The sequence below is a fragment of the Pseudomonas sp. BBP2017 genome (genome assembly GCF_003024385.1).
Classification (GTDB): domain Bacteria; phylum Pseudomonadota; class Gammaproteobacteria; order Pseudomonadales; family Pseudomonadaceae; genus Aquipseudomonas.
Window position 1 is genome coordinate 99040 of sequence record NZ_PVZN01000004.1, and the last position, 24918, is coordinate 123957.

The window sequence follows — 24918 nt, forward strand, 5'->3', positions numbered from 1 at the left end:
CATAGGGAGGTGTGGGAGGTGCGTCAAATTGCTTTTAGTGACTAATTGATAAGTGTCGTCTATCGCTGCTGCGCCCCGCGTATTCTGTGGTCTTCAGCTGTGATAGAAGGTTTTGATCGGTCTGTAATTACTTTCGATTGGACGCGTAGGAATAGGCTCAATAGCCTGAAAGGGTAATTGAAACGGGAAGGCAGTTAGTGTCCGGCTGATTGTTGTTTATATGGCAGCTTGATTTAGCCGTATAGCAGCCCTTGCCTTGAGATTAATTAATCTCTGCGTGCCTATCGAGGAATCCCCTGATGAGTCAAGACGAACACATCAAAAACTATAATGCTCCGGCAGCCGGTTGGGGGGCGCTGAAAAGCGTCACCAAGAGCTGGCTGGGCAGTGAGAATGCTTTCAAGAACCTGCGGGTGATGCTCAAGACCAACCAGAACGACGGCTTCGATTGCCCGGGCTGTGCCTGGGGCGAGTCGCCTGAAGATGGCATGGTCAAGTTCTGTGAAAACGGTGCCAAGGCGGTTAACTGGGAGTCCACCGGTCGCGCTGTCGACCCGACGTTCTTATCCCGCTACAGCGTCAGCGCACTCGCCGGGCAGAGCGACTACTGGCTCGAATACCAGGGTCGCCTGACACACCCGATGCGTTACGACGCGGCCACCGACCATTACGTCGAAACCTCCTGGGACGAGGCCTTTGCCCTGGTCGCGCAGCACCTCAACGGCCTCGACTCCCCTGACCAGGCCGAGTTCTACACCTCCGGTCGCGCCAGTAACGAGGCGGCGTTTCTCTACCAACTGTTCGTGCGGGCTTTCGGCACCAATAACTTCCCCGACTGCTCGAACATGTGCCATGAGGCCAGCGGCGTAGGCATGGGTGAAACCCTCGGGGTAGGCAAAGGCACCGTGGTGTTCCACGACCTGGAGGAGGCGGACGCGATTTTCGTCATCGGCCAGAACCCCGGCACCAACCACCCGCGCATGCTTGAGCCTCTGCGTGAAGCGGTGAAACGCGGCGCCCAGGTGGTCTGCTTCAACCCACTCAAGGAGCGCGGCCTGGAACGCTTCCAGCATCCACAGCATCCCTTCGAAATGCTCAGCAATGGCTCCGAACCGACCAATACTGCGTACTTCAGGCCTGCCCTGGGCGGCGACATGGCGGTGATGCGCGGTATCGCCAAGTTCCTGCTCACGTGGGAGCGCGAAGCCCAGGCCAATGGTGAACCGGCGGTCTTCGACCATGCCTTTATTGCCGAGCATACCTCGGGCGTGGAGGCGTACCTGGCGCAAGTCGATGCCACCAGCTGGGCGCACATCGTCGAGCAATCCGGCCTGAGCCTGGCCGAGCTGGAACTGGCCGCACGTATGTACCGGCGTGCCGAACGGGTGGTGATGTGCTGGGCGATGGGGGTGACCCAGCACCGCCATTCGGTACCCACCGTGCAGGAAATCATCAACCTGCAATTGCTGCGCGGCAACGTCGGCAAACCGGGGGCCGGGCTGTCGCCGGTGCGCGGTCACAGTAACGTACAGGGAGACCGCACCATGGGCATCGACGAGCAACCGCCAGCGCGGCTGCTTGATGCCCTGGAACAGCGCTTGCGCTTTCAGGTGCCACGCGCACATGGCCACAACGCGGTGCTGGCAATCCAGGCGATGGAGGAAAAACGTGCCAAGGTGTTCATCGCCCTGGGGGGCAACTTCGCCCAGGCCACACCGGATACGCCGCGCACTCACGACGCCTTGCGCAACTGCGAGCTGACCGTGCACATCGCCACCAAGCTCAATCGATCGCACCTGGTCACCGGTCGTGATGCGTTGATCCTGCCGTGCCTTGGACGCACCGAAATCGACGTGCAGGCTGAAGGCCCGCAGGGCGTTACCGTGGAAGACACCTTCAGCATGGTGCATATCTCCTACGGCCAGCTCAAACCGCGTTCGCCGCTGCTGCGCTCGGAGCCATCAATCATTGCCGGTATCGCCAAGGCCACCTTGAGCGACCGGCCGATCGATTGGGAATGGACCGTGGCCGACTACAGCCGCATCCGTGACCTGATCGCCGACACTATTCCAGGCTTCGAGGACTTCAACGCCCGTTTGCAGCATCCCGGTGGCTTCCATCTGGGTAACGCTGCCGCTGAACGACAGTGGAACACCGCCTCTGGCAAGGCCCAGTTCACCCCGAGCCTGTTGCCGGAGCAACTGATCAACGAGGCGGTGCTGGCGCGTGGCGACAAGCCTGATCTGGTCCTGCAGACCTTGCGCTCGCATGACCAGTACAACACCACCTTGTATGGCCTGGATGACCGCTATCGCGGAGTGTTTGGCCTGCGTGAAGTGATTTTTGCCAATGAGCAGGACATTCGCCGCCTGGGCTTCAAACCCAATGAAAAAGTCGACCTGGTGTCGCTCTGGGAGGATGACCGCGAGCGTCGCGTGAGCGGTTTTACCCTGGTGGCCTACGACATTCCCTGTGGTCAGGCCGCAGCGTATTACCCGGAGACCAATCCACTGGTGCCCCTGGAAAGCTATGGCGACCGCACGTTTACGCCAACCTCGAAGTTCATTGCCATCAAGCTTGAAAAGGCGCGGGGCAACAGCCGGATTGCGTCGGCGAACCTCTGATCGTTACGCCGTTGGCGTTATTTGATTTGAAGCGTTGAACGCCCACGGCGGCTCTTGCGGGCTGGTGTGTCCGGGGGGTGGCGATTGGCACCTATATCAATGGCATCCCGGTGGTGGATCGTCAGTTTGCCGGCAGTGCCCTCGACTGGGTCTTTCAGGCCTGCCTCGCGGGGCGAGCCCGCTGGTCCCCCCAGGTTGCAGCCGGTCGCAATCAGGCATGCGATCTCCCCTGAAAAATGGTTACCCTGTTGCGAAATATTACAAAACCGGGTGAGGAACATGCCGTTAAAGGACTTGCTGTTGGCGCTGGTGGTGATCGTTGCCTGGGGCGTCAATTTCGTGGTGATCAAGGTCGGCCTGGATGGCTTGCCGCCGATGTTGCTGGGGGCATTGCGCTTTGCCCTGGTGGCTTTCCCGGCCGTATTTCTGGTGAAACGCCCACAATTGCCGTGGCGCTGGTTGATCGCTTATGGCGCGACCATCTCTCTGGGGCAATTCGCCTTTCTCTTCGAGGCCATGGGCAACGGTATGCCGCCGGGGCTGGCGTCACTGGTGCTGCAGTCTCAGGCTTTTTTCACCCTGTTTTTTGCCGCGATCTTTCTAGGCGAGCGGCTGCGTGCGGCCAGTGTGCTGGGGCTAGTGGTCGCGGCAGCGGGGCTGACCCTGATCGGCAGCGAGAACGGCGCCAGCGTGCCGTTCTTCGCACTGCTGCTAACGCTGTGCGCGGCGTCCATGTGGGCCATGGGCAACATCATCACCCGGCGCTTTGGCAGCGTCGATCTGGTCGCCCTGGTGATCTGGGGCGGGCTGATTCCGCCGCTACCGTTCTTCGCCTTGTCCTGGTGGCTGGAAGGGCCGGTGCTGATCGAAAGCGCGCTGCGCGGGATTGGCTGGAGCTCGATCCTGTCGTTGGCGTACCTGGCATTTATCGCCACCATGCTCGGTTACAGCCTGTGGGGCTACTTGTTGTCACGCTATCCGGCCGGCAAGGTGGCACCGTTCTCGCTGCTGGTGCCGGTGGTGGGCCTGAGTTCCTCGGCGCTGCTGCTGGATGAGCGCCTGACGCCGTTGCAAGGCTGGGGCGCACTGCTGGTCATGGCCGGGTTGCTGATCAATGTCTTTGGTCCGCGCCTGCTGGCAGCCCGGGCAGCCGCTCAAGGCAATGCCTGAGTAGCGCATGGTGCGCACCTTGTCTTGCAGGCTGTGCAGTTGGCTGCAGGCCTGCTGGTATTCGTCGCGGTGGCTCGCTTCCATGCGTTGGATCAGTTGTTCGACACCGCCGCCGAACAACTACAAGGCTGCGTGCTGGGCACCGACCACGCCACCGGGATCGACTAACCCGGCGCTGTTGCTCACCAGTCCGGCCAATGCCACAGCCAGGGGCGTGGCATACAACTGCCTGCCGCATTACACAAATGGTCGCTTGGATAAATAGCCGGTGGACGAACTCTGGCATTTGTTACCATTGTTTTTTTTGCCGTCGCCTGGACGGGCCCGGCGTACAACCTGCAAGACCGAAGGGAAGGAGAGCAGCATGATTATCACCACCACAGGCACTGTCGAGGGTCGGCAGATCGCCGCCTACCTGGATGTGGTCAGCGCCGAATCGGTCCAGGGGATCAACGTGGTGCGCGATGTATTCGCCAGCTTTCGCGACTTTTTCGGGGGTCGTTCGCAAACCCTGGAAAGCGCCTTGAAAGAAGCCCGTGAGCAGGCCACCGATGAAATCAAGGCCCGTGCCCGCAGCCTGCAGGCCGATGCGGTGGTCGGCCTGGACTATGAGATCAGCATGCCATCGGCCCGTGGCGGGATGGTCGTGGTGTTTGTCACGGGTACTGCGGTCAAGCTCAGGTAACTGCCTGGGTGCGACAAAATAGCCTGGCCATTGGTCGGGCTTTTGTTTTTTCGTCTGCTTGGTCTGTAAATGACCGGCTAGTCTCAGAATCACTTGGGCCGGTATTCTACTGGGCAATCGTCTGCTTGCCGGTATCGGCCCGCTGTCAGAGGGAGACAGGGCATGAGTGAGTTCTACTTCGAGGACAACGGCGACGAATTTCCCATCAACAGCCAGGTGCGTTGCGGTCAGGCGGCTTTCCGCTTGGGCTTTGCCCATATGACCCAGGACGATGCCGAGCAGGCCAGGCCGAGCCCCCTGCAGCGCGCCAAGAAGGGTCGTTTCATGCCCAGGGTCCCGATGAAAAAGTGAACAGGCTCACATCACCCCGCACTTTGTTGCGGGGTTTTTTCTGCATTGTTTGACCTTGCTCAACGGTTAAGGCTTTGGCGCTCGCTTGCAGCGCGCTTGTATGTCTTACTTGTCCGGCTGCTATCAATACAGGGGTAACCAATGCGGATCAGGGAAGAAACTTACTGGAGATGGGCGGACCCGCAGCTGCACAGTCGCAGCCACGACGAACAGCTCAGTGACGGAACCAGCATTGATGTACAGGTCAGGCTGGCGCGCACCGGCGCTACACAATTGTTCATTGGTGTATACGCCCGCCATGGCAAGGCGATGGTGGAGGAGTACTATGACAATCGCCCGGGCGAAACCATGAGCCGGGCCATGGTCTGGGGTGTGGACCGAGCCCGGGCGCTGCTTACGGGTGACTTTCCCATGGCGCAGGCGCCATTGCGGCGTCAGGCCTGAGAGTGACGGTTGCGGCTGGCCTGGACAATGCGCTGGGCCGGCACGTGCAACTGGCGCAGCAAGTACTCGGCGAACGCCGGTGAGTAGCCTTGCAGAGCGATGGCCTGCGCCATGCAGTTCAACCATATTTCACTGTGGGACTCATCGATCGGCCAGTGGGCATGAAAGGCCGGAATGGCGATCGATCCATAGCGCTCACTGAACAGCGCCGGGCCGCCGAGCCAGCCACTGAGAAAACAGGCCAGTTTGTCTCGCGAGCTGTCGAGGTTGTCCGGGTGCATCTGCCGCACTGCGCGGGCGCTCGGGGTCTGGTCCATCAAACGGTAGAAATCATCGACCAGACGACGCAGCCCTTCGATGCCGCCTGCGGCCTGATAGGAGGCATCGCCGGTGCCGAATGCGGGAGTGTTCATGGCCAGGCTCCTGGATAAAAGCGGGCATTGTAGCCGGGTCGCACGCCAATGAAAAAAGCCCGATCCTTACGGACCGGGCTTCAATGTACTACCTGTTGTGGTGGGCGCGGGTTTGTCCCGCGATTGCGGTTGTTCAGTTGCATTGCATCGCAGGGCAAGCCCACCGGTAGTCTTCAGCAGAGGCGGTCGATCACCGCGATACCTGGTTTGTCCTGCAGCTCGGCCCACTCATGTTGCAGGGTCTGCAGCACACGTCCTACGTACTGGGTATCGGCGGCGGCTTTCTTGCCGACGTAGCCCTGTCCGCGACGGTACATCTTCAACCGGGCGCGCATGTTCGGCGTGTGTTGCTCGAACTGCGCTTCATCGGTCAGTGGCCCCAGGCTGTCCAGGCGTACTTCACCCGATTCGCACACCCAGAGAATGTGGCTGTCGAGTGTGTCTTTGCGCGCGGCGAACAGCCGGGCCAATTCGTCAACAGTCGGTTGATTGTTCAGATTCATCATAAAGCCCCCTTGACCATTCGTAGTTGAGTTCAAACTTGGCGCACGTCATGTAGCGTAGAAAGAAAGCTGCTACAGCAGCGTCACAACTGGGGGCTTTTACACGCTGCCTTTTGGGCAGTACCCATCCGCATACAGCTCATGGATCCTTCGAGCTGCCTGGAACACCCTTGCCAGTGTCCCCGATCGGGGAGACGGCCTCATCATGCAAGGGCCGACGAATGGCGTCAATAGGTTTTGTAGTGATTTTTTTTGTGCACTACATTCTTGTCCGACAATACTGGATTCGCTGGTGTTGATACGTATCAGTTCCTCGCCATGGCAACTCTCCGATCATGTTCGCACATGTATTGCAGGGAGATTCTCATGAGTTCGTCGGCTAGCGCACCGGAAGCACAATCGACCCAGGTCAAGGTGCCGATTGGTTTGTTGTTGGGGATTGCTGCCCTGATTGGCGTGATGTTGCTGCCGCTACCGGCCGACTTGCCGGTAGCCGGGCAGCGGGTTCTGGCGATTCTGGCGTTTGCCGTGGTGGTGTGGATCAGCGAGGCGGTGTCGTACGAAGCCAGTGCGATCATGATCACTTCGCTAATGGCCTTTTTGCTCGGTACGGCGCCAACGGTAGCCGATCCTTCGGTGACCTATGGGTCTTCCGCAGCCATCAGTCTGGCGCTGACCGGGTTTTCCAACAGCGCCCTGGCCCTGGTAGTCGGTGCCTTGTTCATTGCGGCGGCCATGACCCACACCGGGCTGGATCGGCGTATCGCCCTGGTGACCCTGGCCCGTGTCGGTGTCAGCACCCGACGCATTTTGCTCGGCGCCGTGGTGGTGACGATTCTGCTCAGTCTGGTGGTGCCCAGTGCCACCGCTCGCAGTGCCTGTGTGGTACCGATCATGATGGGGGTGATTGCCGCCTTTGGTGTCGACAAGCGCTCCAACATCGCCGCCGGGATCATGATCATCGTGGCCCAGGGCACCAGTATATGGAACATCGGTATCCAGACCGCGGCGGCGCAGAACCTGTTGACCGTGGGCTTCATGGACAAGATGCTCGGTGCCCGCGTGTCGTGGATCGACTGGCTGATCGCTGGTGCACCCTGGGCGTTGATCATGTCGGCGGTGCTGATTTTTATTGTGCTCAAACTGTTGCCGCCAGAGAGTGACAGCATTCCCGGTGGTAAGGCGGCGGTGAGCAAGACCCTGGCTGAGCTGGGGCCTATGAGCGGGGCGCAGAAGCGTTTGCTCGGGGTGTCACTGTTGCTGCTGCTGGCTTGGGCTACCGAGGGCAAGCTGCATAGTTTCGATACCACTTCGACCACTTATGCCGGGCTGGTGATACTGTTGCTGCCGCGCTTCGGGGTGATGACCTGGAAGGATGTACAAGCACGGATTCCATGGGGTACGGTGATTGTCTTCGGGGTCGGGATCAGTCTGGGAACTACCTTGCTGACCACGCAGGCCGGGCAATGGCTGGGGGCGCAGGTGGTGGCCAATACCGGGCTGGATCAGTTGGGCACGCTGGGGGTGTTTTCGATCCTGGCGGCGTTTTTGATTCTGATCCATCTGGGGTTTGCCAGCGCGACGGCGCTGACCTCGGCGCTGTTGCCGATTCTGATTGCGGTGTTGCAGACCTTGCCGGGGGATTTCAGTCGTCTGGGGATGACCATGGCGTTGGGTTTTGTGGTCAGTTATGGCTTTATTTTGCCGATCAATGCGCCGCAGAACATGGTGTGTCTGGGGACTGAAACGTTCAGTGCCAAGCAGTTTGCGCGCGTAGGGATTCTGGTGACGGTGATCGGTTATCTGCTGATGCTGGTGTTTGCCGCGACCTGGTGGCACTGGCTAGGCTGGATGTAGGCTTATCGGTAGGAGTCCGCCCGCCCCGCGATTCGGTGTATCAGTCAACACCTAATCGCAGGGCAAGCCCGCTCCTGCCGAGGCGGATCTTCAGAAGTTTGCCGGGGTGTTGGCGCTGATGATTTCCGCTTCGTCCTGGCCGATGTTCTTGAAGCTGTGGGGCAATGTGGTCGGGAAGTAGTAGCCGTCACCGGAGTTGAGGATGCTGACCTGGCCATCCACCCGCAGTTCGATGGTGCCACGGGTTACCAGGCCGCACTCTTCGCCTTCGGCGTGGACGATCGGCTCGTCGCCAGAGTCGGCGCCCGGTGCGTACAGTTCGCGCAGCATGCGCATCTGCCGGCCTTCGACACTGGCACCCACCAACAGCATGCGCAAGCCGCTGTTGCCCAGGTCGGGCTGTTCGGTGGAACGGAACACGAAGCGTTCCTCGCGCGGCGGTTCGTCGAAGCTGAAGAACTCTGCAAGGGACATGGGAATGCCTTCGAGCAGTTTTTTCAGGGAACTGACCGAGGGGCTGACGCGATTTTGCTCGATCTGGGAGATCGTCGAGTTTGTCAGCCCGCTACGACGGGCCAGCTCCCGCTGGGAGAGTTTGTTGCGTTCACGCACCAGTTTGAGTCGTGTCCCCGTGTCCATAGCCGCCTTATATATCGAAAATTTTTTGGCGGAGCATTAAAGCACATTCCGCGATGCTTTAGCGGCCCGCCTGTATGGACGACTGACGCGGGTGCGGCCACAGTCCGACCTCAGCCCTGATTGTCGAGCTGGCGGTTGCGCAAAGGGGCGGGCCACATACTGCGCAACACCCCGTCGCGCCGCACCAGGCCATGCACCAGCGCCGCGCCCAGGTGTACCAGCACTGTCGCGAACAGCACGTAGGCCAACCAGCCATGGGCCTTACGCAGCGCTGCGTACAATTGCAGGTCGTGAGGCAACAGAGCCGGCAGGTGCAAGGGCAACGGGTAGCCACCGGCCGATAGCATGCCCCAGCCGATCAACGGCATGGCCAGCATCAGTCCATACAGCAGCAGATGTGCAGCGCCGGCAGCCAGGCGCTGTGCTGTCGGCAGATCAGCGGGCAGCGGCGGGTGGGGCAAGGTCAGGCGCAAAACGATGCGCACCAGCACCAACAACAGCAAGGCCAGGCCGATAGCCTTGTGCAAGCTGAGCAACCAGGTGTGGCGCGGCGACAGGTCAGTGATCATGCTCACGCCGACGAACAGCATGGCCAGGATCAGCACCGCCATCAGCCAGTGCAGCAGGCGCGCCAGGGGATGGAAGGCAACAGGGACGGTACTCATGGTCGTGCTCCCAACTGGGCCGCCTCAACGCTGCGGCGGTTGAAGGACTCGGCGTACGCCGCCGAACGGGCGGCCAGGATCGGGTCGGCGGAGGGTTCGATGCCGCTGGGCAGGATCAACGGGTCGAAGTTGAGGTCGCGGCAGGCACCTTGCTCAGGGCCGTCGACCTGTTCGATCACCAGGGTGCCGGCATCGACGCTGCGACGCTCTGCTGGCCAGGGTTGGCTCGGGTCATCGACCGGATCAGCGGCCTCAGCCAGGGTCAGGCGCAGGTTCCAGCGCAAGGGGCCTTGGCGCAGGCGCTGTTGCAGGTCGTGTTGCAGGTAGTCACGGTCGTCGACCTGGCCCTGCAAGGCGGCGAACGGCGTCTGCGGCAACAGGCTCCAACGCACATACTGGCGGTTGCCTGCGGCGTCGATCAGGGCAAAGGCATTGATGCTGTTGAAGCTTGAGTTGGCAAAACTGTCCGGGGCCTTGTAGTCCTTGGCCCACTGGCGAAAGGCCGCACTCTCCGGGTGCGTGGCGAAAAACGCCTGGACCCGCGCTGGGTCCGGTTTGCCGGTTGCCGGATCCGGAGTCATCGCCAGCACTTGCTGGTAGAAGGCTTCGGGGCTGCTCACCGCCAATACTGGCGGGGTGTTCATGCCGGTGCGCCAGACCTGGCCATCGTCACTGCTCAACTGTAGCGCCAGGCTGCGGGTCGGGACGCTGGTATCGGCGCTGTAGGGGTTGCTGCCGCCAATCGCGAAGCGGCCAATCACCGGCACCCGTTGCTGGCTGAACACCCGGGCCCGGGACAACGATTGGGCCTGGTTGCTGCTGAGGAAGTAGCCACTGACGCACAGGCCCTTGGCGTGATTCTTACGGTAGCCGGGGTAGTGTCCGGCCTGGGCTTCGAAGGTGTCGATGATATGCTTCGGGGTCAGGCGTTCGCTGCCGATCCAGCCGGCGGCATAGGCAAAGCCTGCGGCCAGGGTGCTTAGGCCCAGGCCGATTGCAGCCAGGCGCAAGGCGCGGGGACGACCGTGTAACGGAGTGCTCATGGCGGCGATCCGGGTCAGTGAATGAGCCGGTACGACGTTTGGGACAACTATTTATTCCTCGCCTCGTGGAATAATTTTTTCTCTACAGCGTCTGCCTCGTACACTGATCGCTTACAGGCCAAGGCCCTGGTAATGAACGAACTCGATGACGACCAACTACGCGAGATGCTTGAGCGCCTGCGCCGCTTCGCCCTGTGGCTGACCCGCGAGGCGAGCAGCGCTGACGACCTGGTCCAGGCCACCGTCGAGCGTGCCCTTAGCCGCCACGGCCAGCAGCGCGAACACGACAGCCTGCGGGCCTGGCTGTTCTCGATCCTCTACCGGCAATTTATCGACGGCAAACGCCGCGAGCGTCGCCATGCTCGCTGGCTGGCCTGGTTCGGACGCGGCGAGGAGGCCGGCAACGCTACCGAGGACATTGTCATGGCCCAGTCTGGCCTGGCTGCCTTTGCCCGTTTGCCCACCGAGCAACGTGCCTTGTTACTGCTGGTCAGTGTCGAAGGCCTGAGTTACAAGGAGGCCGCCCAGGCCTTGGGAGTGCCGATTGGCACGGTGATGTCGCGATTGTCGCGGGCACGCGTGGCGTTGCGCGAACTGGCCGAGGGCACTACCGCGTCCCCGGCGTTGCGGAGGTTGAAATGAGTCAGTTGATCCCGTCAGAAGACGAACTGCACGCTTATGTCGACGAGTGCCTGGAGCCGGAACGCCGGCGGGCGGTGGAGCTGTACCTGGCCGTCAACCCAGAGCAGGCCCGGCAGGTCGAAGGCTGGCGTCGGGACGCGCGGCAACTGCGCGCCGCTTTGTCAGGCTTTGCCGGGCAGGCCGCCAATCCACGGCTTGATCCGGCCCATGTCCGTCGTCAGCTGCGTCGGCGCCGGCAGCGGCGCTGGGCCAATGCTGCGGTGCTGTTGCTGACGCTGGGCATCGGTGGCCTGGGTGGCTGGCAGGTGCGCGAGACCAGCCTGATGGCCACCAACCCGCCAATGGCCGATGCGCTGCAGGCCCATCGGCTGTTCGCCGATGCCAGCGCCCTGGACCTCAGCGCGCGTGATCCGGCACGTCTGCAGGCCTGGTTGGGACAACATTTTCGTCACGTCGGCAACCTGCCGGACTTGTCGTCCTATGGTTTTACTCCGTTGGGTGCACGCTTGCTGAGTAACGAGCAGGGGCCAGCCGCCTTGCTGGTGTTCGAGGATGCCCAGGGCCAACGTATCAGTCTGTTCCTGCGCTCGCCGAGCGAACAGTTCACGCGCATGCCCAGTGGCGAGCGCACCGATGGCCAATTGCAGGCCCGTTACTGGTCTCACGGCGACTACAACTATGCGTTGATCAGCGCCGCAGCCGACAGCCGCGGCGCACAACTGCGCAAGGCACTGGATATCGCCTTGTAGCCGGTCGCCGCCGGCAGGCGTAAGCTCGAAACTGTTTGACCCGGCAGTTCGTTCCATCACCTGAGAGGTAAGGCGAAATGAAGCGCAAGCAAGGTTTGGTAGTGGCAGCGCTGTTGCTGCTGACCGGCCAGAGCGCGCTGGCCTCGGCACCAGAAGTGAAGGATGCGCGTCTGGTTGCCCATGAGCAGGCAGTGCAGGCCTATGCGGCAAGAACCGGCAAAACCGTCCCGGCTGTTCAGGACTACCGCTACGGCACATCGATCGATGTCGCCCGGCTGATCGAACAGACTCCCATGGCCCGCGGTTGTGAAGCGGCGCCGATGTTGATGACCTACGAGGATGCGTCCGGACAGTTGGTAACCCTGCATTATCGGCTCGAAGGACAGTGCCCGCGGTTCCAGGCCACGCGTTGATACACCACCGGCAGCGGCGAGGGGGTGTCGCTGCTTCACCGCAGCGAATATAGTCAGCAGATCCCATGACAGCACTTGGCTTGTATCAGGGTATTAATTAGAATCAATCTCATTTGATTCTTTCCCTCGCAGGTGCGTTGAGATGAGCGAAGCGGTGATCCTTTCTGAGCAGACGCTGCACGGTCTTTACCGTGATCACCGCACCTGGCTGGAAAGCTGGTTGCACCGACGCCTGGGCAATCGCTGGGATGCTGCCGACCTCAGTCAGGATACCTTTCTGCGCGTGCTTGCCAGCCCTCAGGTGCTCGAAGAGCTGCGGGAGCCACGCGCCTACCTGCTGACCGTCGGCAAACGGCTGCTGGTCAACTTCTACAAACGCCGCAGTCTCGAACAAGCCTACCTTGAGGCGCTAGCCAACTTGCCCGAAGCCCTGGCACCGTCACCGGAGCAGCGCTGGTTGCTGCTGGAAACCCTGCAAGCCCTGGATGAACTGCTTGACGGCCTGGCGCCGCAGGTGCGGCGGGCCTTTCTCTGGTCACAGCTCGAAGGCCTCGGCTATGCGCAAATTGCCGAGCGCCTGCAGGTCAGCGAACGCACGGTAAAACGCTACATGGCCCAGGCCTACGAGCACTGCCTGTTGGCCGAACTATGAACCGTACGAATAGCCCCGAGGCGCGGCAGCTGGCCCGTACTGCTGCAGTCTGGCTGGCGTTACTCGACTCAGGGCGGGCCAGTGCCGAAGATCTGCAACGGCTTGATCATTGGCGTGCGGCCGATCCGCGTCACGAACAGCTGTGGCAACGCGCCGAGGGCCTGCGTCAACGCTTTCAGGCGGTGCCGCAAGCGTTGGCGATGGCCAGCCTGGACCGTGCGCAGGTCGATCGCCGTGCCTTGCTCAAGCGAGGCCTGGCGTTGGCCGTACTGGTGCCAGGTGGCTGGTTGCTGAGCCAGCAGTTGCCGCTGGCGGTGTGGCGCGCAGACTTGCGTACTGCCGTCGGTGAGCGGCGCGGTGTGCGTCTGGTGGATAGCAGCTTGTTACAGCTGAACACCGCCACTGCGGTGGATCTGCAGATGGCTGAGCATCGATTGACCCTGATCGAAGGCGAGATTGCCCTCAGCGTCAATCGCGCGCAGCCGATTGACGTCAGCTTCGGCTTGGGCCGGGTGAGCACGGGCCAGGCGCAGATCTGTCTACGCCGCGACGCTGACAGCTGCCAGATTTCGGTGCTGCATGGCACGGTGCAGGTGCAGCCGGGGCAGGGCGGGGAACTGGCGCTGCATTATGGCGACCAACTGACCCTGTACGCTGATGGCAGCGGCGCCATGGGGCGCTTCGATCCGCATATGCCTGACTGGCGTGACGGCGTGTTGAGTGTCGACAACCAGCCCTTGGGTCTGTTCCTGCGTGAAGTCGCCCGCTATCGTCCGGGCATCCTGCGCTGGGAACCGGGGTTGGAGTCGCTGAAGGTCACCGGTACCTTCCAGTTGAACGACACGGACCGGATTCTGGCCTTGCTGGCCGCCAGCCTGCCGCTGACCGTGCAATCGCGTAGCCGCTACTGGGTCACATTGGTTCCACGGCAAGCGTCGGTGTGAAGGCTCCAATACCTGCTCGCCCACTGCCAGGCCGGGAGTCGTAGTGAGCATTCCTGGAGTACCGTCCTGGGCTTAGCCCTTTGCGCGGGCGGGCGACGTGGATGATGCCGGCTGCGACTATAGGCCTGGCCTTGGGCAAACGGTAATCGTCGGCACGGCTGAGCGCAAGACTCAATGAAATACCTGAACCACCAGGCCTTCGACGGCATAGCCCTGCTCCACGGACCTGGCCTTGAGGATCAATACCGCATTGGGTGCGCTTCTGAGCACTGCGATCAGGAACAGCTCATCGTTCTGGCCGTTGCCCACCAGCGCAGGTAGTTCCTGTGCCCGCGGCGGTACCAGCAATGAGCGCCAGGTTTGCTCATCAGCGGTGACAAAACCCTGCGCATCGCCAACGAATTTTCCCGGAGGAAACTCAGCGTCGTCGGCCAGGCCGCGATCGGTCATTCGCAGGCGCAACAGCCTGTCGATGGGTTGATCTTCGAGCGTCATCGGACGGCCGCCAAAAAACGGCGCCAAAGTCTGAGGCAGTTGCTCTGGCGGGCTGGTCAGCCAGGTCTGCAGGAATGCATTGGCCCACTGCCTGGCCTGTGGTGACGACTTGACCGCAAGACTCTCCAGTGTCGATTGCAACAGGGCATCGGCTTCGGTATCCAGGCGCCAGCCGGTGGTTTGTCGTTCGTAGTCAGGCACAGCAGGCATCGCCGCTGTGACCTTTGCAGGCGCCGGGCGCAAGTCGATGGCGGGACTACCCCAGAAGCGTTGATCACCATCGGACAGGCTGGTGTTACCGGCAATCGCTCGGGCCTGCGGCACATTGTGGGTTTCTAACCATTGAGACTTGGCAGTTCTGGTCTTGAGCTGGCAGAAGGCGAACACTTGTGGCTCCAACGCCGACCAGTCTTTGGCCGTCGTGGTCAGGCTCATCGACTGCCGGTAGCGGTGCAGATAGCCGTAGCTCGTTTTTGCCGCCTCACGGCAGTCAAAGGGGTAGACATAGGTACGGTCGGCCTGATGCTGCAAAGCACCGCCGCGATCAATCGCGTGAGTCCAGACCCATTGCTCAGGGCAGGGCGCATGGTGGTCCGACACGCCATGATGAGAAAAGGAATCCTGCCAGCCATGCAGGGCCTGGCCGAACTTGAGCAGATGCGCTTGCGGGCCGTGACCCGGCTCGGCGAGCACACTGTTGATCTGCCCCTGGGCAAATACCTCGGTGTTATCCACCGGTCGAGCGGCCGGTAATGCGGGCGGTGGATTCTGTGCGCGAAAGTGAAGGTAGCGGGTGAGCTTGCTGGCGTCTTCCTGGCGCTTGATGCACAGCTGCCAGATGATCGCGTGTTTAGCGTCGAGCAAGCCAGTATCGGTGAGTTCATCACCGCGGGCGATGTCGTGGCTCTGTTGATGATCAAAGCCGGCCTGAATCGCAAGCCAGTAGGTCAGACCGAAATGAAAGTCGGATTCGTAGGCGAGGGCAGGCAGCCTGAATGTCAGCAGTAACGGTAAGAGCGCGATGCGCATGAGGCTCATGATTGCGATTGCCTGGGTGGCTGGGCGCAGTCTTGAGTGTAGCGTCAAAGACCACAGCGCCCGGCGCACGCCAGGAGAGCCTCGCGATTAAGTGTTGTCCTTGATCGTCTTGCTGCTGCCGTTGGTTTTCACCGAAGCGATGCCCGCATCACGCGATTGCGCAGTGGCGTACATCTGGCTGCTGCCGATGATCTGGTGGTTGGCGGCTTTGAGGTTGAAATGAAATTTGCCATTACTGGCCTCTTTCTTCTCGTAGCGCTCATCCGTGCCGCTGTTGGTCTGGACCGAGGCAATACCACTTTCGGCCGAGGCCTTGGTCTTGTACAACTCACTGGTAAGAATGACTTCGCCATTGCCCGCCTTGAGAACAAAGCGAAACTGACCGTCACTGCTGTTACTCAACTCAAACCATCCTGCCATAGGAACTCCTTGTTACGCAGATAAGCCTGGGTGCGCTGCTTGCGTGCTCGCTTGCAGTGACACGTCAGTATGGTGGGCTTTGTGCGCTTGTCCAATCGTGGGGGCGTCCACCCAGGACAATCCTGACTGCACATGGACATGCTTGTGCCGGACAGGCTCGAACGGCGTGTCCAGCGTTCCCAGCGCGATACTGACCCAATCGGCAAATGTGCCCGCCGCATCGCGCCAGAACAGGTTCGCGCCACAGTTTGAACAGAAACTGCGACTGACACTGGGCGAGGACTTGAATACGCGTATCGCCTGATCAGCGTCGCAGACCGTCAAGCGGGTACCAGGCACGCTGCCATAGCTGGCAAAGGCTGCGCCATGAGCCTTGCGGCATTGGCTGCAATGGCAATGGGTAACGGCCTTGATTGGCCCGTCAATATGGAAAGTGACGGCGCCGCATAGGCAGCTGCCGTGATACGCCGATGTGCTATTCATCCGTTGATGCGCCCAGGGCCAAAGGTTGAAGATCATACACGCGCTAATTCGCTAGCGCTGCGCGACCGCATGCTGGACACACTGCTCGTAGTAAGTCTGTTTGATCGCTGCCGGCTTGAGCCGCGACTGGCTGTTATAGGTTTGCTCGGTAATGCCCATGGCGGTCATACGCATCCACGGTTTAGGGAATTTGCGTACCTGCAGCTTTTTGCGCGCCGAGTACAAGGTTACGCCAGACAGCTTGGACTGCTGTGCGCCGGCGGCTATATCCGATCCCCAACTGCACACATAGCGATCATTCTTGCCTAGCGCTTTGGCCTGTGCGCCAAGGGCGAAAGCGGCGAGAAAAAACGTTGCAAGGGTCAATCCATAAGCCCGCATAGTGTCAACCTAAGCTGTTGAAAGGAAAGCAAGTTTGCCAACGAAGGCGGTGGCGGGGGGCCAGCAGATTGCCTTAATTATTGCCGTGGCTTCGGGGTGCCTTGTCAGGTGAGGTTGCGGTGGGCGTCAAGCGGGCCTATGGTCGAACCGAAGCATTGTCCGGGACGGATGCGCTGACCTGGCGCAGGCCGCTTCCCGCTGCGAGGTGCCACCATGCCCAACGACTCCCGCCCAGCCGTACTCGAACTGATCGGCAACACACCTCTGGTCCGCGTCAGCCGCTTCGATACCGGCCCCTGTACCTTGTTTCTCAAGCTTGAATCACAGAACCCCGGCGGTTCGATCAAGGACCGTATCGGCCTGGCCATGATCGATGCGGCCGAGCGCGATGGCCGGCTGCGTCCCGGTGGCACCATCGTCGAAGCCACTGCGGGCAATACCGGCCTGGGGCTGGCCCTGGTCGGCCGGGCCAAGGGCTATCGGGTAGTGCTGGTGGTGCCGGACAAGATGTCCACCGAGAAGGTCCTGCACCTCAAGGCCATGGGCGCCGAGGTGCACATCACCCGCTCCGACGTCGGCAAGGGGCATCCGGAGTATTACCAGGACGTGGCGGCGCGGCTGACCACGGAGATCCCCGATGCGTTCTTCGCCGATCAGTTCAATAACCCGGCCAACCCCCTGGCACATGAGTGCAGCACGGCACCGGAGATCTGGGCGCAGATGCACCATGATGTGGATGCCATCGTCGTCGGTGTCGGCTCGGCGGGCACCTTGACCGGCCTGACCCGGTTCTTTCGCCGGGTGCAGCCGGATCTGGCCATGGTGCTGGCCGATCCGGTCGGCTCGGTGGTGGCCGAGTACAGCCGCAGCGGCGCCCTGGGCACCCCCGGCTCCTGGGCCGTGGAGGGCATTGGTGAGGATTTCATTCCCTCGATTGCCGACCTGTCCAGCGTGCGCCAGGCCTACTCGATCAGCGATGAGGACAGCTTCGACCATGCCCGCCAGTTGCTGCGCGCCGAAGGCATTCTCGGCGGCTCCTCGACCGGCACCTTGCTGGCTGCGGCGCTACGCTATTGCCGCGAACAGAGCGAACCGAAACGGGTGGTCAGCTTTGTCTGCGACACTGGCACCCGGTACTTGTCGAAGGTTTACAACGACCAGTGGATGACCGACCAGGGCCTGCTGCAGTTCAAGCACTACGGCGATTTACGCGACCTTATCGCCCGGCGCTTCGAAGATGGCCGGGTGATCAGCGTCGGCCCCGGCGACACCTTACTCACCGCTTTCCAGCGCATGCGCCTGGCCGATGTCTCGCAATTACCGGTGCTTGAAGACGGCCAGCGGCTGGTCGGGGTGATCGACGAGTCGGATATTCTCGTCGGCATGCACGCCGACCCCACGCACTTTCGCCTGCCGGTTGCCAGCGCCATGACCGACAAGCTGCAAACCCTGCCGCCGAGTGCCAGCCTGACTACACTGCAAGCGGAACTCGACCGTGGGTTGGTGGCGATCATCGCCGATGCCTCGGGCTTCTACGGCCTGATTACCCGTGTCGACATGCTCAACCACCTGCGCAGGTCCTTGCCATGAGCCAGCACGACGAAACCACCGCGCCACGCGCCTTCGCCACCCGCGTGATCCACGCCGGACAAACCCCGGACCCGTCCACCGGGGCCTTGATGCCGCCGATCTATGCCAACTCCACCTACGCCCAGCAGAGCCCCGGCGTGCACAAAGGCCTGGATTACGGGCGCTCACACAATCCCACGCGCTGGGCCTTGGAGCGTTGCGTGGCCGATCTTGAGGGCGGTACCCAGGCCTTCGCGTTCGCCTCGGGGCTGGCGACCATTGCCAATGTGCTCGAGTTGCTCGACGCTGGCTCGCACATCGTTTCTGGCAATGATCTCTACGGGGGGACGTTTCGTCTGTTCGACAAAGTTCGTCGGCAGAGTGCCGGCCATCGTTTCAGCTTTGTCGACCTGACCGATCTGGAGACCTTCGAAGCGGCATTGGAGGATGACACGAGCATGGTCTGGGTCGAGACCCCCAGCAACCCTTTGCTCAGACTTACTGATCTGGTCGCCGTTGCCGACATCTGTCGTCAGCGCGGCATTCTCTGTGTCGCCGACAACACCTTCGCCAGCCCCTGGGTGCAACGGCCGCTGGAGCTGGGTTTCGATATCGTCCTGCACTCGACCACCAAGTACCTCAACGGCCACTCCGACGTGATTGGCGGGATTGCCGTGGTCGGGAACCCCGAACTGGCTGAGCGCCTGGGCTTTTTGCAGAATGCGGTGGGGGCCATTGCCGGGCCGTTCGACGCTTTTCTCACCTTGCGCGGGGTCAAGACCCTGGCCTTGCGCATGGAGCGCCACTGTAGCAATGCCCTGGAGCTGGCACACTGGCTGGAGCGCCAGCCGCAGGTGGCGCGGGTCTATTATCCCGGGCTGGTCTCCCACCCTCAGCATGGTCTGGCACGGCGGCAGATGCATGGTTTCGGCGGGATGATTTCCCTGGACCTCAACAGCGACCTGACCGGCGCCCGGCGCTTTCTCGAAAGCGTGCGCATCTTTGCCCTGGCCGAAAGCCTGGGCGGGGTGGAAAGCCTGATCGAGCATCCGGCGATCATGACCCACGCCAGCATCCCCGCCGAAACCCGCGCGCAGCTGGGTATTGGTGATGCGCTGGTGCGCCTGTCGGTAGGGGTGGAAGACGTCGAGGATTTGCGCGCGGACCTGGCCCAGGCGCTGGCGCGCATCTGAGCGGGCGGTTGTCTGCTGGTATTGGTCAGGGGTTTTGTGAACAATAGCGCCCGCTAAAAAAGCGCTCCCTGTTTATTGACCGAGATCCCCATGCCTTCGATCCCTTTCACTGTCGAACTGCTGCAAACCGCCCCCGACCAGGCTGAACTGATCCGTAACCTGTATCAGTTCTATGCCTATGAGTCTTCGGACTGGGAGCAAGAGGATGTGGAAGTGGACGGTCGCTTCTACATCCACGAAGAGCACCTGATCCGCTACTGGCAGGAGCCGCAGTGGAGCGCCAACCTGATTCTGGTCGATGGCTTCATCGCTGGTTTCCTGTTGATCGAGCGCAGCGAGTTCGCGGCACTCAATGCCCTGGAACTGGCCGACCTGTTCATCCTCAAGCGTTACCGGCGCAAAGGCATCGGCCGCGCGATCGCCAGCCAGGTGTTGATGAGCGGGGAGAGTGACTGGTTGGTGCGTTTCTATGATCAGGACGAAACCGCCCAGGCCTTCTGGCGTACGGTGCTGGACAACCTGCCACGTCCGGTGCGGACCATTGAACTAAATGACGAGCCTGAGCTGCTGAGTTACCTGGTCACACGCGCGGTGCACTAGTAGGGCTTCATCGCGGGGCAGAAAGCGGGAATGACGTGCCGTCCAGACATTTGGAAATAATTGCCTGAAGCCTGTCCCCTTTCTTTCGCTCGGTTGTCATCAAGGGCAAGTGAATCCACAAGAGAGCGCAACAATGCCCGCAGTGACACGCCGCCGAACGCACCTGGCGTCTTCGTTTTCTTATTCCACTTTGTGTTTGAGCCTGATGCTCGGTTTCGGCCCGTTGGCGCCGCAGATGGCAGTGGCCGGCAGCGAGCAGCGCAGCTACAAGGTGCCTGCCGGTGATTTGGGTTCGGCCTTGATCCGCTTCGCTGGCCAGGCCGGGGTGAGTGTCTCGGTGGAGCCGGGCCTGGTCAATGGTCGGCGCAGCGCCGGCCTGTCGGGCTACTACAGCATCGATGAAGGGTTCGCCCGGCTGCTGCAGGGTAGTGGCCTGCAACTGCAGCCGGTCAGTGCCGGTGCCTACACCCTGGTGCCGCTGCCTGAGGGGGCGGCTGCTGTGGAAATCGCGCCGACCAGCATCCTCGGCAGTCATGCCCGCGCCGACCTGGACGGCGAGCGTTATCCCGGTGGGCAGGTCGCCCGCCGTGGCTCGCAGGGTTTGCTGGGCTCGCGGGACTTTATGGAAACACCGTTCAGCATGACCACCTACACCAGCGAGGCGGTGCAGAACCAGCAGGCGCGGACCCTCGGCGACCTGATCGCCAGCGACCCTTCGGTACGCGCGACCAACCCGGCTGGCGGACGTTTCGAACAGTTCACCATCCGCGGTTTCAGCCTGTTTAACAGCGATGTTTCCTACAACGGTCTGTACGGCGTGCTGCCGACCTACTCGATCGACATGGAAATGGCCGATCGCGTCGACATCATCAAAGGCCCCAGCCAGCTGATCAACGGGATCTCGCCGCGAGGCAGTGTCGGCGGCGGCATCAACGTGGTGGCCAAGCGTGCGGCTGACAAGCCGCTCACCGAGTTCACCGGCAGCTACGTGTCGGACAGCCAGGTGGGTGGTGCGGTAGATACTGGCCGTCGATTCGGTGACCAGAACCAGTTCGGCCTGCGCTTCAACGGCGTCAAGCAGGGCGGTGACACCGAGTGGGACCATCAGCGCGTCGAACGTGAGATGGCTGTATTGGGTCTGGACTTTCGCGGTGAGCGACTGCGGCTGTCGGCGGATCTCGGCCACACCGAGCGCGACACCGATGCACCGCAGGAGCGCGTGATCGTCGGTGCCAATGCCAAGGTGCCGGACGCCGATGATGTGCGGCGCAATTATGCCCAGGCCTGGAGCAAGGCCCGTACCAACGACACCTTTGGTACCCTCAATGGCGAATACGACATCAGCGATTCGCTGATGGCCTACGCAGCAGTCGGTGCGCGCAAAAGCGACCACGACTTCCTCCGGCACAACGTGCCGGTCTCCAACGATGCCGGTAACTTCAGCGTCCAGCCACGGGATTTCACCCGCGATGAAAACGTCAAGACCGCCACCGCCGGCCTGCGCAACTGGTTCCATACCGGTCCCGTGAGCCACGAAGTGAACCTGGCCGCCAGCTACTTCTATATGGATTTCGAGAACGGCGGTGCCCGGTATGCATCGGCGCCAAGCAACCTCTACGACCCGCGGCCGACACCTACGCCCGGCACCCCCACGCGCCAGGACGCCAAGGTGTACACCGAGAACCGCTTCACTGGCGTGGCGTTGGCCGACACCCTCGGGTTCTTCGATGACCGTGTGCTGCTGACCCTCGGCGCGCGCTGGCAGCGGGTCCAGGTCGACGACTGGAGCAACAATGTCAAAGGCGCTACGGCTTATGACGAAGAGAAGGTCTCGCCGTCGGGCGGGGTTCTGTACAAGGTCACTGATCAGCTGTCCCTTTATGCCAACTACATGGAAGGCCTGAGCCAGGGCAAGGTCGCGCCTTCGACCGCGATCAACGAAGACCAGATCTTTGCGCCGTTCATCAGCCGCCAGGTGGAAGTCGGTGCCAAGTATGACCTGGGCAACTTTGCCCTGACTGCCAGCGCCTTCCGGATCCGTCAGCCGGCCTACGAGACTAACGCCACTACCCGGGTCTTCGGCCCCAACGGCAAGCGCGAGAACAAAGGCGTCGAGCTGAGTGTGTTCGGTGAACCGCTCAAGGGCTTTCGCCTGCTGGGTGGGGTGATGTTCATCGACAGTCAACTGACTGGCACCAATGGCGGCACCTTCGACGGCAACCGCGCCCCGGCAACGCCCGAGTACAACGTCAACCTGGGGGCCGAGTGGGACGTGCCGACCCTGTCGGGATTGACCCTGACGGTCCGCGGCATCCATTCCAGCTCGCAGTACCTGGATCAGGGCAACAGCAAGCAGATCGACGGCTGGGAGCGCTTCGATGCCGGTGCCCGCTATGCCTTCAAGGTCGACGGCAAGGACATCACCCTGCGCGCCAGCGTCGAGAATCTGCTGGATGAGCGCTACTGGGCTTCGGCGGGCGCCTCCGATGACAGCGAAGCCGGGCTGACGTTGTCTACCCCCAGGACCTACCTGCTATCTGCCAGCGTGGGTTTCTGACCGCAGGTTCAGCCCAGGCGCTGGGCAAAAGCGGCTACGCTACAGATGCAAAGGGCGGTATTGCACACCGCCCAGGCTATGTTGAAGTGTCAGACGACTGCGGGGCAGCACCGCTCCAGCGCAGGGAAGAAATCAGACGGCAGGGTTCATGAGCAAGTTGCGTCCTTTATCCATCGGCCTGCGCGGCCTGATTCTGGTGCTCGTGCTGTTGACGGTCATCGCCACGCTGTGTAACAGCTTATGGGTGGCCTACGGCGTGCAACGCGATGCGCTTGTGCATTCGGCGCTGCAGGCCAACCAAGCCTATACCTCCAAGGTTGCCTCCAGTATTGGCCAGTTCCTGGACTCCGCGCATAGCCGCCTGAGCTACAGTAGCCGGTTGTTGGGCCGCAACTTCAATGACCTGCAGTTGCTCAGGGAAGAAGCCGTGCACCTGCAGGCCGAAGACAAAGCCTTCAATGCCGTGCTGATTGTCGATGCCAGCGGCAAGGTCCTGCAGATCTACCCGGACAAAGCGCAGATCATCGGTACTACGTTGACCACCGAAGACGTCCAGCAAGCGCTGAAGGAGCGGCGCCCGCTGGTCAGCCATGCCTACGTGAATGCGGCCGACAACCTGATCGTATTCATCTCGCAACCGGTGTTCAGCCCGTCAGGGCAGTTTCTCGGCATCATTGGCGCATCGATCTATATCCGCAAGCAAGGCATATTGCACACCCTGATCGGTAGTCACTATCACCAGGACGGTACCTTTGCCTTCGTCGCCGATGAGAACCGGCGCCTGTTGTACCACTCTGACCACCGCAGGACCGGTGAAGTGCTGACCACCAGCGCAACGCTCGATGCGGCGCTACGCGGCGAGCACGGTTCGATGGAGGCTATCAACTACCAGGGCATTCCCATGCTCGCAGGCTACGCGCAGGTGCCCGACGCCAACTGGGCGGTGGTCGCGCAACAGCCTCGTGAGCAAGCGCTGGCTCCATTGGCGCAACTGTTGCGTGACATGTTTATCAAAGTCATTCCAGCCGGTCTGGTAGGGCTGCTGGTGATCTGGGTGGCAACCCTGCTTATTTCCCGGCCTTTGCGGCAACTGGCACACAGCGCGAAACAACTGTCGGCACCGCAGGCCTCTGAGCAGTTGCAAGCCATCAATGGCTGGTACGCGGAGGCGGCGGCCATCCGCCGGGCGCTGCTGGCCGGGGTGCAGCTATTGCAGCAGAAACTCGGGCATCTCAGCCATCAAGCACAGAGTGACCCCTTGACCGGCCTGGCCAACCGCCGCGCCATGTCGGCGGCGCTGGAGGCACTGACCCTGGCGCAGCGTGAGTACGCGGTGCTGGCGCTGGATATCGATCATTTCAAGCGGGTCAACGACACCTTCGGCCATGATGTCGGCGACGAAACCCTCAAACAGGTGGCAGCGATCATCGCGCAGGATTCCCGGGAAGACGATCTGGCCTTCAGGGCTGGCGGTGAGGAGTTTGCGCTGATACTGCCTGAAACCGACTTGCAGGCAGCCCGTGACATTGCCGAGCGTATCCGCCAGACCATTGCCACGACCCAGATAGCACCGTCCGGGCCACTGACCATTTCCATTGGGGTTGCCTGCCGTAATGATGAAACACCGACGCCTGAATCCATCCTCAAACGCGCCGACGAGCACCTTTATCACGCCAAGCAGACAGGCCGTAATCGGGTCGTAGCATGACGATTGTGTCGTGTGTCGAGGTCGCTCAGGAGGTTGCCCAGCGGTGTCGGTGACTCGCCGGAGAGCTGGCACAGCAGCGCGCTGATGTCCTCTCCATTGACCGTGCCCTGGGCATGCAGATACTGCGCAACAGCGCTGACCACCGCCCAGTATCTATGTACCAGGCAGCTGGCACGGGCAATGGCCAGAGGCTCGGCCTCGAGTACCATGCGCGCTGGAAGCAGGCGGATCAACTCCATGCCGCGCTGACGGTCGCCGGCACCACTACGCTGCAGGCACCTGTCGACTGGGCAGTGTCTGTAGATCGCTTCGGCCATAGGGCCTGCGAAGCAATCCACCAGGTCGCGCTCAATGGCGCTGATCATCGAAGGCAGGTGTTCAGCGATGCCGGGCGGCTCGAAGGCAGGGAGCGGCACCAGGTAGTCGGCTTCTACCAGGCCCTTGACCGCCTGCAGGTTGCCACGCAGATCCACCATCGGGCCGATCAGTGCTTCGGCGCGGGTGCGTACGGTCACTCGCTTGATGCGCTGGCCATTCCACCAGAAGGCCAGAACGTGGCCTGCTTCATGGAAGGCAGTGCAGCGCGGGCGAGTGTTCATGATCCGGGCCTTGTTCGTGCAGGTCGCTGATCACACCATCTTCCTCCCGCCAGGGGTTCGTACAAGCGTTTTTTACTATCA

Annotated in this window: 27 protein-coding genes; 17 read left to right on the top strand and 10 right to left on the bottom strand. The window is 61.6% G+C overall.

Going from position 1 to position 24918, the window contains the following annotated elements:
* Positions 1–299 precede the first annotated feature (299 nt).
* The 6 genes from C6382_RS07580 to C6382_RS07600 all read left to right on the top strand — a co-directional run bounded on the left by C6382_RS07580 (position 300) and on the right by C6382_RS07600 (position 5274).
* Positions 300–2624: an FdhF/YdeP family oxidoreductase gene (locus tag C6382_RS07580; protein WP_107023899.1), complete on the top strand. Its 2325-nt coding sequence runs from the start codon at positions 300–302 to the stop codon at positions 2622–2624.
* Positions 2625–2903: 279 nt separating this feature from the next.
* Entirely contained in the window at positions 2904–3794 is an 891-nt protein-coding gene (locus tag C6382_RS07585) for an EamA family transporter (protein WP_107023900.1), read from the top strand.
* A gap of 39 nt (positions 3795–3833) precedes the next feature.
* A complete protein-coding gene (locus tag C6382_RS24320; RefSeq protein ID WP_256589038.1) occupies positions 3834–3962 on the top strand; it encodes a hypothetical protein in 129 nt (42 codons plus the stop codon).
* A gap of 196 nt (positions 3963–4158) precedes the next feature.
* Entirely contained in the window at positions 4159–4479 is a 321-nt protein-coding gene (locus C6382_RS07590; RefSeq protein WP_038611801.1) for a YbjQ family protein, read from the top strand.
* Between the two features lie 162 nt (positions 4480–4641).
* A complete protein-coding gene (locus tag C6382_RS07595; RefSeq protein ID WP_107023901.1) occupies positions 4642–4830 on the top strand; it encodes a hypothetical protein in 189 nt (62 codons plus the stop codon).
* Between the two features lie 141 nt (positions 4831–4971).
* A complete protein-coding gene (locus C6382_RS07600; RefSeq protein ID WP_107023902.1) occupies positions 4972–5274 on the top strand; it encodes a hypothetical protein in 303 nt (100 codons plus the stop codon).
* On the opposite strand, the gene C6382_RS07605 is transcribed toward C6382_RS07600, so the two are convergent.
* Together C6382_RS07605 and C6382_RS07610 are read right to left on the bottom strand one after the other, a co-directional pair.
* Positions 5265–5687, bottom strand: coding sequence for a group II truncated hemoglobin (locus C6382_RS07605; RefSeq protein WP_107023903.1), 423 nt, complete (start codon positions 5685–5687; stop codon positions 5265–5267). The genes C6382_RS07600 and C6382_RS07605 overlap by 10 nt on opposite strands.
* Positions 5688–5860: 173 nt before the next feature.
* Entirely contained in the window at positions 5861–6193 is a 333-nt protein-coding gene (locus C6382_RS07610) for a hypothetical protein (RefSeq protein WP_107023904.1), read from the bottom strand.
* Positions 6194–6556: 363 nt separating this feature from the next.
* Here C6382_RS07610 and C6382_RS07615 point away from each other — a divergent pair, with 363 nt between their 5' ends.
* Entirely contained in the window at positions 6557–8047 is a 1491-nt protein-coding gene (locus C6382_RS07615) for a DASS family sodium-coupled anion symporter (protein WP_107023905.1), read from the top strand.
* A gap of 90 nt (positions 8048–8137) precedes the next feature.
* Here C6382_RS07615 and C6382_RS07620 read toward each other — a convergent pair whose 3' ends face one another.
* The 3 genes from C6382_RS07620 to C6382_RS07630 all read right to left on the bottom strand — a co-directional run bounded on the left by C6382_RS07620 (position 8138) and on the right by C6382_RS07630 (position 10394).
* A complete protein-coding gene (locus C6382_RS07620; RefSeq protein WP_107023906.1) occupies positions 8138–8686 on the bottom strand; it encodes a cupin domain-containing protein in 549 nt (182 codons plus the stop codon).
* Between the two features lie 110 nt (positions 8687–8796).
* Positions 8797–9351, bottom strand: a complete 555-nt coding sequence (locus tag C6382_RS07625) for a cytochrome b (protein WP_107023907.1) — start codon at positions 9349–9351, stop codon at positions 8797–8799.
* A complete protein-coding gene (locus C6382_RS07630) occupies positions 9348–10394 on the bottom strand; it encodes a catalase family peroxidase (RefSeq protein WP_107023908.1) in 1047 nt (348 codons plus the stop codon). Before C6382_RS07630 ends, C6382_RS07625 begins: the two co-directional genes overlap by 4 nt.
* Before the next feature lie 132 nt (positions 10395–10526).
* On the opposite strand from C6382_RS07630, the gene C6382_RS07635 reads away from it, so the two are divergent.
* From C6382_RS07635 to C6382_RS07655, 5 genes are all read left to right on the top strand, one after another.
* Positions 10527–11036, top strand: coding sequence for a sigma-70 family RNA polymerase sigma factor (locus tag C6382_RS07635; protein WP_107023909.1), 510 nt, complete (start codon positions 10527–10529; stop codon positions 11034–11036).
* Complete coding sequence (locus C6382_RS07640) at positions 11033–11785, top strand: anti-sigma factor (RefSeq protein ID WP_107023910.1); 753 nt, start codon at positions 11033–11035, stop codon at positions 11783–11785. The genes C6382_RS07635 and C6382_RS07640 overlap by 4 nt, the downstream gene beginning before the upstream one ends.
* Before the next feature lie 77 nt (positions 11786–11862).
* Positions 11863–12198, top strand: a complete 336-nt coding sequence (locus C6382_RS07645) for a DUF2790 domain-containing protein (RefSeq protein WP_107023911.1) — start codon at positions 11863–11865, stop codon at positions 12196–12198.
* 142 nt (positions 12199–12340) lie between these two features.
* Positions 12341–12850, top strand: coding sequence for a sigma-70 family RNA polymerase sigma factor (locus tag C6382_RS07650; protein ID WP_107023912.1), 510 nt, complete (start codon positions 12341–12343; stop codon positions 12848–12850).
* Complete coding sequence (locus C6382_RS07655) at positions 12847–13794, top strand: DUF4880 domain-containing protein (protein ID WP_107023913.1); 948 nt, start codon at positions 12847–12849, stop codon at positions 13792–13794. The genes C6382_RS07650 and C6382_RS07655 overlap by 4 nt, the downstream gene beginning before the upstream one ends.
* 171 nt (positions 13795–13965) lie before the next feature.
* Here the strand turns inward: C6382_RS07655 and C6382_RS07660 are convergent, their stop codons facing one another.
* From C6382_RS07660 to C6382_RS07675, 4 genes are all read right to left on the bottom strand, one after another.
* Entirely contained in the window at positions 13966–15327 is a 1362-nt protein-coding gene (locus tag C6382_RS07660) for a hypothetical protein (protein WP_107023914.1), read from the bottom strand.
* An 87-nt stretch (positions 15328–15414) separates the two neighbouring features.
* A complete protein-coding gene (locus tag C6382_RS07665; protein ID WP_107023915.1) occupies positions 15415–15747 on the bottom strand; it encodes a YegP family protein in 333 nt (110 codons plus the stop codon).
* A 12-nt stretch (positions 15748–15759) separates the two neighbouring features.
* Positions 15760–16266, bottom strand: coding sequence for a GFA family protein (locus C6382_RS07670; RefSeq protein ID WP_256589039.1), 507 nt, complete (start codon positions 16264–16266; stop codon positions 15760–15762).
* 15 nt (positions 16267–16281) lie between these two features.
* A complete protein-coding gene (locus tag C6382_RS07675) occupies positions 16282–16611 on the bottom strand; it encodes a hypothetical protein (RefSeq protein ID WP_107023916.1) in 330 nt (109 codons plus the stop codon).
* Between the two features lie 213 nt (positions 16612–16824).
* Between C6382_RS07675 and C6382_RS07680 the strand changes: the two genes are divergently transcribed.
* The 5 genes from C6382_RS07680 to C6382_RS07700 all read left to right on the top strand — a co-directional run bounded on the left by C6382_RS07680 (position 16825) and on the right by C6382_RS07700 (position 24238).
* Positions 16825–18201, top strand: coding sequence for a pyridoxal-phosphate dependent enzyme (locus tag C6382_RS07680; protein ID WP_107023917.1), 1377 nt, complete (start codon positions 16825–16827; stop codon positions 18199–18201).
* On the top strand, positions 18198–19373 hold the full coding sequence (locus tag C6382_RS07685) for a PLP-dependent aspartate aminotransferase family protein (protein WP_107023918.1): 1176 nt from the start codon (positions 18198–18200) through the stop codon (positions 19371–19373). Before C6382_RS07680 ends, C6382_RS07685 begins: the two co-directional genes overlap by 4 nt.
* A gap of 90 nt (positions 19374–19463) precedes the next feature.
* Positions 19464–19973, top strand: coding sequence for a GNAT family N-acetyltransferase (locus tag C6382_RS07690; RefSeq protein WP_107023919.1), 510 nt, complete (start codon positions 19464–19466; stop codon positions 19971–19973).
* Positions 19974–20106: 133 nt separating this feature from the next.
* Positions 20107–22530, top strand: coding sequence for a TonB-dependent receptor (locus C6382_RS07695; protein ID WP_107023920.1), 2424 nt, complete (start codon positions 20107–20109; stop codon positions 22528–22530).
* Between the two features lie 148 nt (positions 22531–22678).
* Positions 22679–24238 carry a sensor domain-containing diguanylate cyclase gene (locus tag C6382_RS07700; RefSeq protein ID WP_107023921.1) on the top strand — a complete coding sequence of 520 codons (1560 nt, stop codon included), beginning with the start codon at positions 22679–22681 and terminating at the stop codon, positions 24236–24238.
* Here the strand turns inward: C6382_RS07700 and C6382_RS07705 are convergent.
* Positions 24199–24837 (bottom strand): hypothetical protein, encoded by a 639-nt coding sequence (locus tag C6382_RS07705; RefSeq protein WP_107023922.1) that lies wholly within the window; start codon positions 24835–24837, stop codon positions 24199–24201. The two genes, C6382_RS07700 and C6382_RS07705, sit on opposite strands and share 40 nt — an antisense overlap.
* Positions 24838–24918 lie beyond the last annotated feature (81 nt).

Coding starts and splice junctions, on each gene's coding strand:
- C6382_RS07580 (WP_107023899.1), top strand. CDS start 300: ATGAGTCAAGACGAACACATCAAAAACTATAATGCTCCGGCAGCCGGT.
- C6382_RS07585 (WP_107023900.1), top strand. CDS start 2,904: ATGCCGTTAAAGGACTTGCTGTTGGCGCTGGTGGTGATCGTTGCCTGG.
- C6382_RS07590 (WP_038611801.1), top strand. CDS start 4,159: ATGATTATCACCACCACAGGCACTGTCGAGGGTCGGCAGATCGCCGCC.
- C6382_RS07595 (WP_107023901.1), top strand. CDS start 4,642: ATGAGTGAGTTCTACTTCGAGGACAACGGCGACGAATTTCCCATCAAC.
- C6382_RS07600 (WP_107023902.1), top strand. CDS start 4,972: ATGCGGATCAGGGAAGAAACTTACTGGAGATGGGCGGACCCGCAGCTG.
- C6382_RS07605 (WP_107023903.1), bottom strand. CDS start 5,687: ATGAACACTCCCGCATTCGGCACCGGCGATGCCTCCTATCAGGCCGCA.
- C6382_RS07610 (WP_107023904.1), bottom strand. CDS start 6,193: ATGATGAATCTGAACAATCAACCGACTGTTGACGAATTGGCCCGGCTG.
- C6382_RS07615 (WP_107023905.1), top strand. CDS start 6,557: ATGAGTTCGTCGGCTAGCGCACCGGAAGCACAATCGACCCAGGTCAAG.
- C6382_RS07620 (WP_107023906.1), bottom strand. CDS start 8,686: ATGGACACGGGGACACGACTCAAACTGGTGCGTGAACGCAACAAACTC.
- C6382_RS07625 (WP_107023907.1), bottom strand. CDS start 9,351: ATGAGTACCGTCCCTGTTGCCTTCCATCCCCTGGCGCGCCTGCTGCAC.
- C6382_RS07630 (WP_107023908.1), bottom strand. CDS start 10,394: ATGAGCACTCCGTTACACGGTCGTCCCCGCGCCTTGCGCCTGGCTGCA.
- C6382_RS07635 (WP_107023909.1), top strand. CDS start 10,527: ATGAACGAACTCGATGACGACCAACTACGCGAGATGCTTGAGCGCCTG.
- C6382_RS07640 (WP_107023910.1), top strand. CDS start 11,033: ATGAGTCAGTTGATCCCGTCAGAAGACGAACTGCACGCTTATGTCGAC.
- C6382_RS07645 (WP_107023911.1), top strand. CDS start 11,863: ATGAAGCGCAAGCAAGGTTTGGTAGTGGCAGCGCTGTTGCTGCTGACC.
- C6382_RS07650 (WP_107023912.1), top strand. CDS start 12,341: ATGAGCGAAGCGGTGATCCTTTCTGAGCAGACGCTGCACGGTCTTTAC.
- C6382_RS07655 (WP_107023913.1), top strand. CDS start 12,847: ATGAACCGTACGAATAGCCCCGAGGCGCGGCAGCTGGCCCGTACTGCT.
- C6382_RS07660 (WP_107023914.1), bottom strand. CDS start 15,327: ATGAGCCTCATGCGCATCGCGCTCTTACCGTTACTGCTGACATTCAGG.
- C6382_RS07665 (WP_107023915.1), bottom strand. CDS start 15,747: ATGGCAGGATGGTTTGAGTTGAGTAACAGCAGTGACGGTCAGTTTCGC.
- C6382_RS07670 (WP_256589039.1), bottom strand. CDS start 16,266: ATGATCTTCAACCTTTGGCCCTGGGCGCATCAACGGATGAATAGCACA.
- C6382_RS07675 (WP_107023916.1), bottom strand. CDS start 16,611: ATGCGGGCTTATGGATTGACCCTTGCAACGTTTTTTCTCGCCGCTTTC.
- C6382_RS07680 (WP_107023917.1), top strand. CDS start 16,825: ATGCCCAACGACTCCCGCCCAGCCGTACTCGAACTGATCGGCAACACA.
- C6382_RS07685 (WP_107023918.1), top strand. CDS start 18,198: ATGAGCCAGCACGACGAAACCACCGCGCCACGCGCCTTCGCCACCCGC.
- C6382_RS07690 (WP_107023919.1), top strand. CDS start 19,464: ATGCCTTCGATCCCTTTCACTGTCGAACTGCTGCAAACCGCCCCCGAC.
- C6382_RS07695 (WP_107023920.1), top strand. CDS start 20,107: ATGCCCGCAGTGACACGCCGCCGAACGCACCTGGCGTCTTCGTTTTCT.
- C6382_RS07700 (WP_107023921.1), top strand. CDS start 22,679: ATGAGCAAGTTGCGTCCTTTATCCATCGGCCTGCGCGGCCTGATTCTG.
- C6382_RS07705 (WP_107023922.1), bottom strand. CDS start 24,837: ATGAACACTCGCCCGCGCTGCACTGCCTTCCATGAAGCAGGCCACGTT.